Raw genomic sequence first — 15,639 nt, 5'->3', positions numbered from 1 at the left:
TCATTTTGTTAACTTCAATCAGCCGGCTTCAGGAACCGGTTTCACTGCGCCTTCTGAAGGGATGCCCGTAGTGTTAAATTTACATCATGGAGAATATTTTGGATCAGCTCATCTGGGGAAACCGCCTTTCCAATTGGCTCACCGCATTTGCTATAATCGCCTTTATATGTCTTTTAATCAGACTGCTGAAGGTTGTGGTCATCAGACGTATTGAAAGGTGGGCAGCACGTACCACGAATGTTTGGGATGATTTCGGAATTGCGGTCGCTGACGGGGCGGTCATTCCACTGCTTTACCTCAGTGCGTTCTACTACGGATTGAAAACTCTGGTATTCACAGAAAAGACTTTTCAGGTCATTAATGTCGCCTATCTTATTGCCGCGACCTTTTTCGTTCTGAAAATGGTGAGTATGGTGTTTCGTAAGTTCATTGTTTCCTATATCCACAGGAACGACGATGGGGACGAAAAGGAAAAGCAGGCTTCAGGCCTGATCGCAATTGCCAATATCGTGATCTGGGTGGTCGGTTTCATCTTTCTGCTTGACAATCTTGGCTATAATGTTACCACACTTATTGCGGGCCTGGGTGTCGGCGGTATTGCCATTGCACTCGCTGCACAGACGGTGCTTGGAGACTTGTTCAGCTATTTCGTAATCTTCTTTGACCGCCCTTTCCAGATTGGCGACTTTATTGTCATTGGTGACAAGAATGGAACTGTAGAATATATTGGTATCAAAACCACACGCATACGGACACTGAGTGGTGAGCAGCTGATCTGTTCAAATACCGACCTTACCAACTCCAGGTTGCATAACTTCAAGCGGATGCAACGTAGAAGGATCGTTTTTTCTTTGGGTGTAACCTACGATACTGCCAGCGGCCAGCTTGCAGAGATTCCCGCAATCATTAAGAATATCATCAGTCAGGATCCGTTGCTTCAGTTTGACAGGGGACATTTTTCTGGGTATGGCGACTTCAGTTTAAATTTTGAATTTGTATATTTCGTGCTGAGTCCGGATTATAACGTCTACATGGATTGCCAGCAGCAGTTGTATCTGAAAATCTTTTGTGAGTTTGAAGCCAGGGGAATACAGTTCGCCTATCCTACGCAGACCGTCCTGATCAACCACGCGGCGGCTGATTGAATTGTTTGAAACCTTATTTCTTGTTATGTTGTTAATTAATGGCCAATTGCATTGCGTATGTTGTTTAATATTTCAAAATTAATGGGGTGGAGATTAAGTGCAAAGGACGGAGAGATCGGTAAGATCACAGATATTTATTTCGATGACAGGTCCTGGCAGATCCGGTATTTTATCGTTGAAACCGGAAACTGGCTGTTCGGAAGAAAGGTCCTGATTGCTCCTTATGCAGTTACCGGTGTCGTCGCAGCAGATAAGTTGCTTGCTGTCGGAATGAATAAGGAACAGATCAGGAACAGCCCGGACATTGATACAGACAGGCCTGTATCAAGGCAAATGGAAGCAGCTTTATTTGATCATTATTCCTGGCCGTATTACGGAGGCGCAGGTATGGGATATCCGACTACGGGTATGGTTGAGGGCGCATCAAAATTTGCCAATTCCCAATCGTCGGACGGTGACGCTGATATTCATTTGAGAAGTTACAGCCACGTGTCTGATTATATGGTCCATAATGAGGACGGGTTTATAGGTAATGTATTCGATTTCGTTACTTCGGATGAGGATTGGCGTATCCCCTTTCTTATTATAGATACACATAACTGGGCGTCAGGAGACATGACCTATGCACCAACTTACAGGATATCGTCTATCGACTGGCACACTCATGAGGTTAGGGTCGGCCTTTCAACGCAGGTCCTCAGGAATAGCCCGAAATATGGTCATCAGGATGCGCTTTCAGAAGCATTTTCTCATGATCTTTATAAATACTATCCCATGCTTTGATCTCCGTGTAGCGATGCCATTTTTGCCCCTTTAATAGTGAGGAGTTAACTTTACCATAAATCTTGTGCCCTTACCGGGCGCGCTATCGGCGGTTATATTTCCGCCTGCTCTTTCAATCTGATGACGGATCAGAAACAGGCCTATACCCCGGCTGTCGAAGCCACGGTGAAAGGTTTTCCGGAATTGAAACAGCTGACTGCCGTAGCGGTCCATATCGATACCTATACCATTATCGGAAACCGTAAGCAGGATGTCGGCGCCCAGGGATTCCGTTTTCAATTTGATTTCAGGGGCTGTTTCAGGCGCGGAGTACTTTATCGCATTACTCAACAGGTTATAGATAATGCTTTCCAGATATATTCTTGGGTAATGAACGGCTTCCGCGCTAAAATTCTGTTTGATCACAATGCTTTTGGCTGCAATATCTGCGGTAAACTGTTTCAGTACTTTAGCCGTCACCTCCTGGAAATTACATCGCTCATAAGTCAGCGGCATGTTGCTGCTGGCTTCAAGGACATCTGCCAGTTCCCTGAAGGTTTCTGTGAGGCCATCGCTGCTTCGCCTCAGCATGTCCAGGTATTCCGTCCTTTCGCTGTCGCTTTCTGCATTGGTGATCAGGCTGATCAGGGACCGGATATTACTGGCCGGACCGCGCAGGTTATGGGCAACGATGTAGTTGAATTCTTCCAGTTTTTCCAGCTTCATACTTAGCTCCGAAGTGGTGGCCTCCAGTGCTTCCTTTTGCCTTGCCAGTTGCTCCAGCTGACTTTTCTGTACCGAAGTATCCTGAATCTGGGAAATATAGAACGCTGGACTTTCATCTGTGCTATAGACCACCGTTACCGTCAGCAGGCACCAAACAAAATTACCGTTCTTATGCAGGTATCGTTTTTCCATGGAATAACTATCAATCTCTCGTCTGTTAAGCTGTTCCAGTTTCATCAGGTCACTGGAAAGATCTTCAGGATGTGTGCAATCGTGGAACCGCATGCGTTTAAACTCCCGGGCCGTATATCCCAATATCTGGCTCAGCGTTTTGTTGACATCAAGAAACTGCCCCTGAAGATCTACCAGGGCCATTCCAATGCCTGAATAGCGAAACGCCTGATTGAATTTCTGTTCATCGATCTTAATCTTCTCCTGAGCAAATTTCCACTGCATGTCCAATTCTTCCATTTGCTCGCGAATTTTATGCTGCTGGGTCACTTCCGAAATAATAGCAATTACCCTTTCCTTCATTCCGGTAACCGGCTTCACCTGTAGTTGATACCAATTGCCTTTATGAGATTCAAACGGCGATTCGTACTCCATCCTGCAGGTCGTCTTGTCCACATATGATTTCCAGATGATGTCTGTAAAACGTGCTGAAAGTTCCCGGTTAAAAAGCGCGCTCAAATGCTTGCCTCTCATTTCCTCAGGCGGAAAAAACAAGCGTTCAGGGCTGCTTGTCCAGAGATTGATGATCACCCCATCAGGTGTCAGTTCAAAAACGAAATCGCTGACTGAGGAAAGCAGCAGTTCGAGATTGTGTGCGGGAATCTCCATCTTAAAGTATTTGCGTTAGAGAATTGAAACGTTCGTCAAATATAATCATTCCTGAAACCTCTATCAGAGATGGTTATGTATAAAATAATTGATGTGCAGAACTTTTTGGTAGTAAATCCGGTTTATGCCATACAAATACTAACCATCTGATCGTGAACGTAAGCACGCCGGCCGGACCAAGGCTGTTACTGATTTTAGGCCTTTGCATCCTTTTAGGAATAGCATCTTATTCTGCTTATCAGCTGTATTCGTTCTCACGGGAGCAGCACCAGATCAAGACAGACTATTCCAATATCAATAACATAACGTTCGGGCTGTTTTCTGTAACCCAGTGGCGAGATGAAGTCAGCAGTATCGTAAGGCGCCAGGTACAGCATCTTGAACTGACCCCACAGCAGAAAAAACAGCTCCGCAGAGAGGTGGAGGAGGTGATGTATACACTGATCGATAAGGCAGAATCCCTGCTTAATAAAAAAAAGAAAACGATCGGGGGTAAAATTAAAAAGTTCGTCATTAAGACTTTTGTCAACACGGACAATATCCGCAGTAAAGTTCCGGGTTTCACAGAGCGGATCTTAAGAAAGATTGACGGTCCGTCGGGCAAGAGAAAGCTGAGTAACCTGGCGATGTCCAAATTCGACGACCTCAGACAAAGTGATTATATAGACAGCACTGCAGCCGCAAACCAGGCAGAAACCCGAAAGGTCTTCAACAGATATCATGCGGGTTCCGTAGCGCAGCTGAATCAGTTACTGGCCAAAAGGTTGTCCGTGATCAAGTCTGCAATGTACATGTATTCTTTTGTGATGATCGGAACCGTTGTCGCCGTGCTGCTGCTCTGGTGGATGCTCAGAAAGCACAAGGAACTGCATAGGACACTTTTTATCATGTCATTGCTATTCGCTTTTGTCTTCCTGGTCGTAGGGCTCACTGCCTCCATGATTGAGGTCGATGCGAGGATTAAGTCCTTTGATTTTGTTTTGCTTGGAGAACATGTCGTGTTTGAAAACCAGGTCCTTTTTTTTCAGAGCAAGAGCATCTTAGATGTGGTCAGGGTATTGCTTAAGCAGCCTGCGGCCGATTCTATAGCAGTAGGTGCCCTCATCTTTTTATTCAGTGTGCTGTTCCCGGTTATGAAGCTGGCGTCTGCAGGCATCCATCTTCTTGGGCGTAAAAGCGTAGCCGAAAACAGGTTCATCCAATTTTTCGCCTTTCAATCGGGCAAATGGAGCATGGCAGACGTCATCGTCATCGCCATCCTGATGGTGTACATCGGGCTGAACGGGCTTCTGGAAAGGCAACTGGCGGGATTGAACATCAAGAGTGATCTCCTGACCGTGATCACCACGCACAATACAGACCTGCAGCCGGGGTATATTATCTTTATCTGTTTCGTTCTTTTCGGACTCATCCTTTCCACCATCTTAAAATACATTACTCCTCACGATGCACACTGAACCGTCTAAATACCACTACCGGCTTTCTGGTGTGATCGCCATCGCAGTGATGGTGCTGGCGCTGGCCGGCGGCGCCTGGTCTGCCCTTAAAATTTACAAACTGTCGGGGGCGCGTGAACAGATCAAAACCGATTACAGCGTAGCGAACAACATTACCTTTGGTGTATTCTCTATCGATGCCTGGTCGGAAATGATCGGCGGTATTGTGGAACGCAAGATTGACGGCTTCCAGGTATCTTCACAGCAAAAAAAAGAACTGCGGGCTGAAGTAGAGGAGCAATTGAACGGCCTGATCAGCAAAACGGTCAGGGAATTTAACAAGCCGCAGAAGACCCTCGGCGGAAAATTGAAGAAGCTTGCCTTTAACATCCTGGTCGATGAGGATGAGCTGCGGGAATTCGTTCCGACCTTTGCCAGTACGATCGTCAGCAAGTTAACGGGCAGGTCCAGTATGAAAAGGCTGAAGTATATCGCCTCCACCAAGCTGGATTCTTTACAGGATGATACTTATGACAACAGTGAGCCTGCGCGTGTAACCGTCAACCGGAGCATTTATAAGAAATACCAGGTCAGTAATGCTGCACAGTTCGACCACGTGATCAATAGTCAGCTCCGGCAACTGATTGCTCTGGGCGACCGGTATTTGCTGTTCATGGCTGCGGCCTTTGTTACTTTGCTGGCGATGTGGTGGCCGGTCAGAAAACAGCCCCAGCTATTTACACCAGCGTTCATTTTGTCGGCGCTTTTCGGGCTGGTCCTTTTGCTGGCGGGTATCGGCTGTACCGTTATCGAGGTAGATGCACGTATTGACAGTCTTAAGTTTACGCTTCTGGAAGAGCAGCTTGCCTTCAACAATCAGGTCTTATTTTTTCAGAGTAAAAGTATCTTTGCGATTGTCAGGGATCTGTTCACCGATCCTAAGCCTGATGCGGTCCTGGTGGGTATCCTCCTGTTGCTTTTTGTAATCCTGCTGCCGCTCGTCCGCCTGGTGGGAAAAGGATTATATGTCTGTTACCGGGATTGCAAGCCTGAGCATAAACTGTCCAGGTTCCTGGCTTTCGACCTCGCCAAATGGGATATGGCAGACGTAATGGTCGTAGGGGTCGGGATGACATACATCGGGCTGAACGGCATTTTGAAGAGCCAGCTGTCAAACATTGACATACGGGACGAACTGCTGGTGGTGACAACGTCCAATGCGACTTCTCTCCAGACCGGATATTTTCTTTACATCGCCTTCGTTATTTTCACAGCGATATTATCTGCGATTTGCAGGCGTATCAAATCTTCAGTGGTGCCTGCTGACAGATAATTGTAAATCATTGGCTAACTTTGTGGCAATTTGAAAAAAATGATGAGCAATAAGAATATTGACGCGATGATGAGGCGCCTTGAACCGTTCAGAGACCGGTTGATCATGCATCCCCTCTATGAAAGTATTGTTACGCTTGAAAATCTGCAGCGCTTTATGGAGCATCATGTGTTTGCCGTATGGGATTTTATGTCACTGCTCAAGGCGCTCCAGCAGCAGCTGACCTGTACTACAATACCCTGGCTACCGGTTGGTAACGCAGAAGTACGTTACCTCATCAACGAAATTGTAACAGGAGAGGAAAGTGATGTTGACGAGGCTGGAAGGCGTACCAGCCATTTTGAATTGTACCTCCGGGCAATGCAGCAGTCTGGAGCAGTTACAACCCCGGTCGGGCAGTTTATCGAAACACTTTCGACAGGCGGCATGCTTCAGCAGGCATTAACAGTCACAGGTATTCCCGAAGCGGCGCGAAGATTTGTGCAACATACTTTCAATGTGATCGGTTCCGGGAAACCTCATTTGATCGCTGCTGTCTTTACCTTTGGCAGGGAAGATCTGATCCCTTCTATTTTCATAGAAATGGTTCGACGTGTTGCGGGTCAGTTTCCCGGGAAGGTAGATGTCTTGCTATATTATCTTGAACGCCATATTGAAGTAGACGGAGATCATCATGCGCATCTTGCACATCAGATGACTGCAGAACTTTGCGGCGATGATCAGGCAAAGTGGGAGGAAGCAATACAGGCTGCTGAGGAAGCATTACAGGCCCGGCTCGAATTGTGGGATGGTATTCTGGGCAGACCAGGCGAAGCTACCAGAACCTCCAGCCGTTGTCATTACTGATCTGCTGCCAGGCTTCTCTTTCGGTTAACTTTAACTGGCTTTTGCCGCAACTGCTGCAGTCCCGTTTCTTGGAATGGCCGTAAATCCAGCGATGTATCCCTAAAGCACACAATATTTGGTTCAGGATCTTCATATTTTGTTGGTCAATCAAATTTAGCCAGTAAAGACAACGTGTGTATATGAAGGAAGTCAATGAAAAAGATGATAAATATCAGTTATATTTGATGATATGAGTTTAGCCGGCATCTTTCCAATCGAGCAATGGAGCTTCAACACAGACTCCGTGCTCAGCGCGCTCAGCGAAGAAGAATACGAACTGCTCATCACCAGCCAGGGTATGCAGCATTACCGCAAGGGCGAAATCATATTCAAAGAAGGGATTGTCCCTTCCGGCATTTATTTTATCCACAAAGGCAAGGTGAAGAAGTACAAAACCGGAAATACGGGTAAGGAGCAGATCATCTATATTGCCAATAAAAACGAATTGATCGGCTATCATGCCCTGCTCTCGGAAGACCGCTATCCGGATTCTGCCGCTGCAATTGAAGACTGCCAGATCACCTTTATACCAAAAGATGATTTTATGCTGGTCTTAGGTAAGTCACCTGTTTTCGCGGCCCGGCTGCTTAAATCGCTTAGCCATGAATACAGCGTGCTGGCCAATAATATTGCTGTTTTTGCCCAAGGGACTGCAGCGGAAAAGCTGGCCATTGCCCTGATCCTGATCCGGGAAAAGTTCAAAACAGATACACCTGCAGGCCAGCAGACTTATATCGATATATCCAGGGCAGACCTGGCCAACATGGCGGGAATCGCCAAGGAGAATGTGATCCGTTTGCTTAAGGAACTAAAATCTGAAGAGATCATCGGAACTGAAGGCCGTAAGATCTGGGTTAAAGATATCGCCAGGTTAGTCCGCAGGTCAAATTTCAGATAATTATTCTCAGTTCATTTTCCGGCTTTCGTTAATTACGGCCTGGTTTACTTCCCTGACCCGCTCAGGATCCATTTTTTCAAAGGCCCTGTCGTAGGTAAGCAATCCATTGATCTCGTGTTCTACATCGGTGGTCTGCGTATAAACGGCGACGCTGAGGCCCTTGTACTTCATCAATTGTTCCACCTGGTCCATCAGCAGCACATATTTATCGGTCAGAGCCGACTTCGAGGGCTCATAACCATAAGCATTGTTTTCAACAGGCCACATGTGGCCCCTTACGTAAAGACCTACACCGCCATATTCCCCAAGCGAAGCCGCCCTTTTGGTGTCGGGTTGAGACGCGTCATAGGGACCGATATAGATATGGGTATCGACAAAGTCGCCGTTGCCCGGGTCGCCGGCTGCTTTCTGATAACCGGGATTGTTGTTGAAACCGGAGTTCCCGTTGACCAGCCTGGAGGGATCGTATTTTTTTACCCAGTCGGTAATTTCACGCACGTCAAACGCGCCCCAGTTTTCATTGAAAGGTACCCAGGTAATGATAGACGGAGAATTGTAGAGGTCATCCATGACCGCTTTCAGCTCTTTGCGGAAAGTACTCCTGGTCCTGGCTGTGTCCTCATGCTGGTACCACATGGCCGGCATGTCCTGCCAGACCAGCAGCCCCAGTTTGTCGGCCCAGTAATAAAAGCGTTTGGGCTCTGTTTTCATATGCTTCCTGATCAGGTTAAAGCCGGCCTTTTTGGTAAATTCGACGTCAAACTTCAGGGCCTCATCCGTTGGTGCGGTCAGGATGCCGTCTGGCCAGTAACCCTGGTCTAGCAGACCTACCTGCATCACAAACTGATCATTCAGCAGTGGCCTGACTACGCCGTTGACCTTACCCAGTCGGATGTCGCGCATGCCAAAGTAACTGGTGACCTCGTCAGCGGGCTTTCCGTTTTTGTCGAGCAGGGTCAGCTTCAGGTCGTACAGAAACGGGTTTTCCGGCGACCAGGTTTTTGGATTGCTGAGCGGAATGTCAAATTCCTTTCCGGCCTGGCCTTTCGTTTCGGCAACGATCTTTTTGCCTTCCATCGCTACCGCCATTATGGTGCCGGCTCCAGCCTCAACAGATACCCTTAATTTCTTGTTAGGTAGGTCTGGCGTCAGGCGGATATTTTTGATGTAATTGACGGAAACAGGTTCCAGCCATACACTTTGCCATATGCCTGATGTATAGGTATAATCTCCTCTCGGCCCGTTTTTCCCTGAGGGCGTTCTGCCGTCGTTTGGATCGTGTGCAGCTACGATGAGCTCATTGCTGCCGTTTTTTAGAAACGGCGTGATGTCAAAGCTGAAGGAGTCATAACCTCCTGCATGGGTACCTGCCTTCTTACCGTTGACAAAAACAGTGGCGTTATGGTCAACCGCGTCGAAATGAAGGATCACTTGTTTACCTTTCCATGCCGCTGGGACTTCGAAGCTTTTTTTGTACCACATATTGGTTTCCTGGCTGCGTTCGATACCTGAAAGCACAGATTCAGGGCAGTAAGGCACCAGGATTTTTTCTTTCACCGTTGCAAAACTGGCAGGCTTTGCCGGATTCAGTGCGTCCGGAGCCTGTTTGCCACCGGTATAGTCCCATTTTCCATTCATGGACAGCCAGTCTTTACGCTGCAGTTGCGGGCGTGGATATTCCGGAAAAGGACTGGCAGAGGTCATGGCTTCCTGTGTCCACCTGGTGGGAAGTTTTGGCTTTTGTGCAGATGTGTGCTGAAATGCAATGACCGCAGTCATGAAGAGCGTGGCGAGCAGGCGCTTTTTAGCTGTAAACATAAATTCAGTTTCTTGAATAATGGATTTTGTCTTCGCCTAATATATAAAAAATTAAAACTGCTACCTATTACTTCGTCATCACATACCTGTTCGTCACGCATTTCGGGCAGAAATAGATACGTAAAGGAAGAAAGCCTAACACATATTTGAGTACAAAGCCCCTTGGTACCTGGTAATGGAACTGGGTGCCGCATTTCCTGCAGTTGTAATCCTTATAGGCCATCGCGTAATTTTAGTTTTCAGATAAACTGCAAATTTTCGTGGTTTTTTTTATTCAGGAAATACCTATAACTAGGGATTTTTTCACCGCTGGCTAAAGGAGACTCTTGCTTTCCAGGAAATGGATAACGTCCTGCCGGTAATTCTTACCAATAACGATACTTGGTTTGTGTCCGCGGATCCTGAGGGCGCCATTATCCGTTCCTTCAATGTGAAGCTTACTGACAATATATGACCGGTGGGCCCTCATGAATTTGTCTTTCGGTGCCAGCTGCTTCTCTATGTTCCTCAACAGTACCTTGGTCCTTATACAGGTTCCGCCGATAGTATATACCTTTGAGTAATTCCCCGCAGCCTCTACAACGCATATCTCTAAAAAGTGGACCTTTACCAGGTTGTTCCCTTTATCGGTGTCTTTGAGAAAAATGAAGTCTTCAAGCTGGGCAATCTCTTTTTGTATCCTGGAAATGGACTTCATACATTTATTTACGGACTGATCAAACCTTTCCTGGTAAAGTGGCTTTAACAGGAAATCATCAGCCTCCATGTCAAAAGCCTTTACGGCAGCGTTTTCGGTCTTTCCGGTGAAGACGATAAACCTTGAATTCAGTTTCAGCACCTTATAATAATCTGAATATTTGATTAGTACATTTTCAATATTGATGATTACGAGATCTACATAAAAATCTTCAACTGAATCGTGCGGAGGGTAATTGACTTTAATCAGCTTTAATATCGGATTATTTTTGATAAGCCCTGATATCGGCTCGGCATCCTCTTTACTATTCTCAAAAATTACACATGTTATTTCCATTCGCTCGTCAGTTTTTTTTTATGGCAGGTCTCAATGTTGATAAATGCTTTCACGTACAAAGAACATAATTCTGCGTACAGATTTTGCCTTTTCATCAATACTACTTGCTGCCTGGTTAAATTATGCTAAAATTCGCATTGCCGTCAAGGGAAAGTGCGGACGGCGATTTAAAGTTATTTAATCTATTAACGGACTCTTATCGTGAACAAAAGTCTTTACAATCAAATTAGCCGCATTTTCCGGTGCGAAGCCAGGGTCAGGGCCTATACCCTTACCGAAATCCTTGTTGTCCTGGTTATTATTGGCATTTTGGTACTGCTTGCATTGCCCAACTTGATGCCTTTGATCACTAAGGCCAAATCGACCGAAGCGAAGATGCAGCTGGAGCATGCGCATCAATTAGAGAAGGCTTATTTCTATGAGCATTCCAAGTATTCGTCAAGCTTGCCCGAGATCGGTTTTACGCAGGAAAAGTTAAGTACCGACGGAGCAGACGGCAAGGCGAATTACCGGCTGGAAGTGGCGAGTGCCACGACTACCAATTTCATTGTCAGGGCTACCGCCGTAGTGGATTTTGACGGGGACGGGACGTTCAATGTGTGGGAGATCGACCAGGATAAGAACCTGCGGGAAGTGACCGCAGATTAGTAATACAGGGACAGAAACGCTATCTAATGCTTAATCATCTCACTTATCTTGGCATTCTGCTGGTATTGGCTTTTATGGTATTCCAGGATTTTCGTTACCGCGGAATTACCTGGTACCTGTTTCCATTGCTGGCTATCCTGCTGGTGTTTTCGGCCAGAGGCGACTTCAGTTTATTTGATGCCGGCCTCAACCTGGGTTTTGTAATACTGCTCGTATTGCTGCTGACATGCTATTTCAGCCTGAGAAACGGCCGGCTGTTGAATATATTAGCAGGCTTCCTGGGTTTGGGCGATATACTGCTGCTGGTATGTATTGGCGTTTATCTCCCTGTTCTGGTTTTCGTTCTTTTTTATGCGGGCAGCCTGCTCCTGATCCTGGTGGGAACGGGAACCTATCTGAAATTCAGGTCTGCCGCAGGGTATACGGTACCATTGGCCGGCCTGCAGGCCTTATTGCTGATACCGGTTATCGGCATAATCTGGGCCGGACATATCCAGCTGGCCCGGCTTAATGATCAACTTTTATTATTACTGATATGATACAGCCGGAGCTATTGCATGAGCTGAGCGGGGAGATGGCCTGGCATTATCAGGTGTTTCCATTTGAGCTGGAAAGCGAAGTGCTTCATTTGTATTGCGGCCAGGGAACAGATGTTGCGGAGTTGAAGGATGAGCTGGAAATTGTGCTGGGGAGAGAGGTGTGTTTTGAAGTACTGGAAGGCCCGGAGATCTCCAGGCTGCTTAACCAGTACTACCTCCGACCGGAGCAGCCCCAGTCGATTGGGGATATGCCCCGTTTACATCAAAACCCCGGATCAGATGATTTCCTTCAGGGCCTGATCTCCGAGACCAGAAAGCTGAAGAGCAGCGACATCCACATTGAGGCTTACGAGGACAAATGTCGGGTCCGTATCCGTATAGACGGTATGCTGATCGAGCGGTACCGGCTGGAGGCCGCGGAATATCCCTCGATCATTAACCGGATCAAGATCCTGGCGAACCTGGATATTGCCGAAAAGCGGCTGCCTCAGGACGGACGGATCAGCTTCCGTTCACCTACAGAAGCTTTTGACATCCGGGTATCGGTATTGCCTACGCTGCATGGAGAAAAGATCGTGATGCGCCTTTTGAGCAACGATGCCACCAATATTGACCTGTATAAGCTGGGACTTTCAGAGACCGATCTGCAAAACTACCTGCAGGGCGTGCAGCGTCCGAACGGGATCGTTCTGATCAGCGGCCCGACCGGCTCCGGCAAAACAACTACACTGTACGCGACACTGAAGCTGCTCAATAAGACTACGCGAAATATCGTGACCATCGAAGACCCGATCGAGTATACACTCGAGGGGATCAACCAGGTACAACTGAAAGAAAATATCGGTCTGGGCTTCGCCTCGGCACTGCGGACCTTCTTAAGGCAGGACCCTGATGTGATTATGGTAGGGGAGATCCGTGATCCGGAAACTGCCGGAATGGCGATCCGCGCTGCCCTGACCGGACACCTGGTCTTGTCCACGATCCATACCAATTCGGCATGGGGCACCGTATCCAGGTTACTGGATATGGGCATTCCGGCCTTTCTTGCGGCAAACACGCTCAATACATCGGTAGCGCAGCGGCTGGTGCGGCTGCTGTGCCCCGCATGTAAACGCAAGGCGACTTTTAACGCAGACGCTTATCCCAAAAGCTTCCGGCCCTTCTATGAAGTGGATGAGCATTACCTACCCGGCGGCTGCCCCAAATGCTACAATACGGGTTTCAGCGGCCGTAAAGCCGTGTACGAAGTCGTGCCGATGGACCGGGAGCTGGCCGCGCTGGTGAAAGCCGGGGAGCTCAATGCAGAGGAAGTTTTGAAGAATAAAGGCATCCGTTCGCTGGCCGAGAATGCCTTTGCACTTTTTGCCGCGGGAGAGACTTCGCTGGAAGAGATCTACCCGCTTTTAATCAATTAAGAAACGAGTTTTTTTATTAGTGATATGTTTAAAAAAGGAAATAAAGTTGTTATGCTTTCGCACTTTACGTCATTCCGACGCAGGGGGAATTTCTTGAATGGCATGAACAAGAGATCTCTCGGTGCCCTCGAGATGATGGGTTGGTGCACGGTTGATGTTATGCTTTCGCACCTTACGTCATTCCGACGCAGGAGGAATCTCTTGAATGGCATCTTCCGGGCCCTACTTCTGGCCCTATTCCTGCTGCCGCAACTGCTTTTTGCGCAGCAGGACAAACAGGAGCGGATGGCGGAACTGGAAAAGAAGCTGGTGGGGCTTTCGGCCTTTGTGCCCGGGCTGAAGCAAAAAGTGCAGGTGGGCATATCCGGTGTATCGCTGCAGGAATTTCTGCGCGCGGTGGCCCAGAGCAACCAGCTGAACATCAACGTCGACCCAATGCTGAACGTCAAGGTGAGCAGCAGCTTCAATAACGAGAATGCGCTGAACATCCTGCTGTTCCTGGCCAGGCAGTATGACCTGGATATCAATGTGATCGGCTCGATCATTACCGTGGCCCCGTATAACCCACCGGTAGTCAAACCCCGGTACGTCCCTAAGGAAATCCCGATAAATTATGATGCGAGTGCAAATACACTTTCTCTGGAGCTCAGTAACGATACCCTGGATATTGTGGCCCGCAAGATCAGCCGGTTGTCCGGAAAGAATATCGTAGTGCCGGCAAGCCTGCAGGGCAAGACGGTGACCGGCTTTTACAACCAGGCGCCTTTGGAAACCGCTTTGGAAAAGCTGGCCTTTGCCAATGGCATTAAGCTGGTCAAGACCAGCGACCAGGTCTTTCTGTTCCAGCCATTGGCAGAAGGAGAGGAACTGTATGTAAACGGGGAAGGCAATACCGATGTGCGCAAAGGTTTCCGTCCATCCGCCCAGGCGGGGGGAATGAATGGGAGTCCGGGCGGAGCGCCGGGTGGCTTCAGCATCGATAAAAAAGGAAAGCTGCTCAGTATCAGTTCTGTGAATACACCGATTATGGACCTGGTGAAATCTACTGCGGCGGAGACCGGAGCCAGTTATTTCCTTTATTCCGAACTGAAGGGCAGTATCAGCACTAAAGTAAGCGATATCGGGTTTGATGACTTCCTGACCGCGCTGTTTAACGGGACAGAATATACCTATAAGATCGACAATGGGGTATACCTGATCGGCGAGCGAAGACTGGAAGGGCTGAGAAAGAACAAGGTATTGCAGTTGCAGTACCGCTCGGTAGATACGGTGATGATGATGATCCCGATGGAGCTTAAAAAGGGACTCGAGATCAAGGAATTCAGAGAACAGAATACCCTGCTGCTTTCCGGGGCTTCACCGCAGATCGCAGAAGTAGAAGCCTATGTGAAAGAGCTGGACAAGCTGGTGCCGATGGTACTCATGGAGATCACGCTGCTGGACGTCAGGAAGGGACATACCGTCAAGACGGGCATCACCGCCGGCATTGCCGATTCGACGGTAGCGACAAGGGGGCTGGTCCTTTCCGGCCTGGACATGACGCTGGGTTCGGGTTCCATCAATGACTTCCTGGGCAGGATCGGGACCAACCAGACCTTCAATATCGGCAAGGTAACGCCGAACTTTTATATGAAACTGAGTGCGCTGGAAGCCAATAACAATGCCGAGATCAGGCAGGTGCCTAAACTGAGCACCCTGAACGGGCACCCGGCCACCCTGAGTATCGGTACCACACGGTATTATGTGACCAAGACACAGAATGTATTTTCCTCGGTGAATACGCAGACGGTGTTTACCGAACAGTTCAACAAGGTAGACGCCAACCTGGCCGTTACGGTAAACCCTGTCGTTTCGGGTGATGACCAGGTGACCATGAAGATCAAGGTGGAGATATCTGACTTTATCGGCACACCGCCAGCGAACGCGCCGCCGCCGACTTCAACCAGTAAGTTCGAAAGCATCATCCGGGCACATAATGAAGACATGATCGTACTGGGTGGTATGGAGCGGACAGAGAAAAGCGAGGCCGGAAGTGGCGTGCCGCTGCTGTCACGCATCCCGGTACTGAAATGGCTGTTCAGCTCACGGGAACGTACACGCAGCAAAGTGGTGACGCTGGTATTCATCAAACCGACCATTATTTATCAATAGGGAGCCTTAT

Annotated in this window: 13 protein-coding genes; 10 read left to right on the top strand and 3 right to left on the bottom strand. The window is 48.1% G+C overall.

The genetic code is table 11. The annotated features are described in order from the left end of the window. Window positions 1–86 precede the first annotated feature (86 nt). Together P2W84_RS15150 and P2W84_RS15145 are read left to right on the top strand one after the other, a co-directional pair. On the top strand, window positions 87–1,145 hold the full coding sequence (locus P2W84_RS15150) for a mechanosensitive ion channel family protein (RefSeq protein WP_276090998.1): 1,059 nt from the start codon (window positions 87–89) through the stop codon (window positions 1,143–1,145). 81 nt (window positions 1,146–1,226) lie between these two features. Further along, complete coding sequence (locus P2W84_RS15145; protein ID WP_276090997.1) at window positions 1,227–1,928, top strand: PRC-barrel domain-containing protein; 702 nt, start codon at window positions 1,227–1,229, stop codon at window positions 1,926–1,928. 30 nt (window positions 1,929–1,958) lie between these two features. On the opposite strand, the gene P2W84_RS15140 is transcribed toward P2W84_RS15145, so the two are convergent. After that, on the bottom strand, window positions 1,959–3,473 hold the full coding sequence (locus P2W84_RS15140; protein WP_276090996.1) for a PAS domain S-box protein: 1,515 nt from the start codon (window positions 3,471–3,473) through the stop codon (window positions 1,959–1,961). A 152-nt stretch (window positions 3,474–3,625) separates the two neighbouring features. Between P2W84_RS15140 and P2W84_RS15135 the strand changes: the two genes are divergently transcribed. From P2W84_RS15135 to P2W84_RS15120, 4 genes are all read left to right on the top strand, one after another. Beyond that, entirely contained in the window at window positions 3,626–4,930 is a 1,305-nt protein-coding gene (locus P2W84_RS15135) for a paraquat-inducible protein A (protein WP_276090995.1), read from the top strand. Beyond that, window positions 4,920–6,242, top strand: a complete 1,323-nt coding sequence (locus P2W84_RS15130) for a paraquat-inducible protein A (RefSeq protein ID WP_276090994.1) — start codon at window positions 4,920–4,922, stop codon at window positions 6,240–6,242. The genes P2W84_RS15135 and P2W84_RS15130 overlap by 11 nt, the downstream gene beginning before the upstream one ends. A 39-nt stretch (window positions 6,243–6,281) precedes the next feature. Continuing rightward, window positions 6,282–7,088: a DUF3050 domain-containing protein gene (locus tag P2W84_RS15125; RefSeq protein WP_276090993.1), complete on the top strand. Its 807-nt coding sequence runs from the start codon at window positions 6,282–6,284 to the stop codon at window positions 7,086–7,088. Between the two features lie 229 nt (window positions 7,089–7,317). After that, window positions 7,318–8,025, top strand: a complete 708-nt coding sequence (locus P2W84_RS15120; protein WP_276090992.1) for a Crp/Fnr family transcriptional regulator — start codon at window positions 7,318–7,320, stop codon at window positions 8,023–8,025. A gap of 6 nt (window positions 8,026–8,031) precedes the next feature. Here the strand turns inward: P2W84_RS15120 and P2W84_RS15115 are convergent, their stop codons facing one another. Further along, window positions 8,032–9,843 (bottom strand): sugar-binding domain-containing protein, encoded by a 1,812-nt coding sequence (locus P2W84_RS15115; protein ID WP_276090991.1) that lies wholly within the window; start codon window positions 9,841–9,843, stop codon window positions 8,032–8,034. 313 nt (window positions 9,844–10,156) lie between these two features. Further along, complete coding sequence (locus P2W84_RS15110) at window positions 10,157–10,876, bottom strand: LytTR family DNA-binding domain-containing protein (RefSeq protein WP_276090990.1); 720 nt, start codon at window positions 10,874–10,876, stop codon at window positions 10,157–10,159. 201 nt (window positions 10,877–11,077) lie between these two features. Between P2W84_RS15110 and P2W84_RS15105 the strand changes: the two genes are divergently transcribed. The 4 genes from P2W84_RS15105 (at window position 11,078) to P2W84_RS15090 (ending at window position 15,629) form a co-directional block, all read left to right on the top strand. Next, window positions 11,078–11,524 carry a type II secretion system protein gene (locus tag P2W84_RS15105; protein WP_276090989.1) on the top strand — a complete coding sequence of 149 codons (447 nt, stop codon included), beginning with the start codon at window positions 11,078–11,080 and terminating at the stop codon, window positions 11,522–11,524. 26 nt (window positions 11,525–11,550) lie between these two features. Continuing rightward, window positions 11,551–12,063 (top strand): hypothetical protein, encoded by a 513-nt coding sequence (locus tag P2W84_RS15100; protein ID WP_276090988.1) that lies wholly within the window; start codon window positions 11,551–11,553, stop codon window positions 12,061–12,063. Continuing rightward, complete coding sequence (locus P2W84_RS15095) at window positions 12,060–13,478, top strand: GspE/PulE family protein (protein ID WP_276090987.1); 1,419 nt, start codon at window positions 12,060–12,062, stop codon at window positions 13,476–13,478. The genes P2W84_RS15100 and P2W84_RS15095 overlap by 4 nt, the downstream gene beginning before the upstream one ends. A gap of 102 nt (window positions 13,479–13,580) precedes the next feature. Beyond that, window positions 13,581–15,629 (top strand): type II and III secretion system protein, encoded by a 2,049-nt coding sequence (locus P2W84_RS15090; protein WP_276090986.1) that lies wholly within the window; start codon window positions 13,581–13,583, stop codon window positions 15,627–15,629. The last annotated feature ends 10 nt before the right edge of the window (window positions 15,630–15,639 follow it).

The sequence above is a fragment of the Pedobacter sp. JY14-1 genome (assembly GCF_029269825.1).
In the GTDB taxonomy this organism is placed as follows: Bacteria; Bacteroidota; Bacteroidia; order Sphingobacteriales; family Sphingobacteriaceae; genus Pedobacter.
This window is presented reverse-complemented; position numbering and strand designations above follow the sequence as displayed.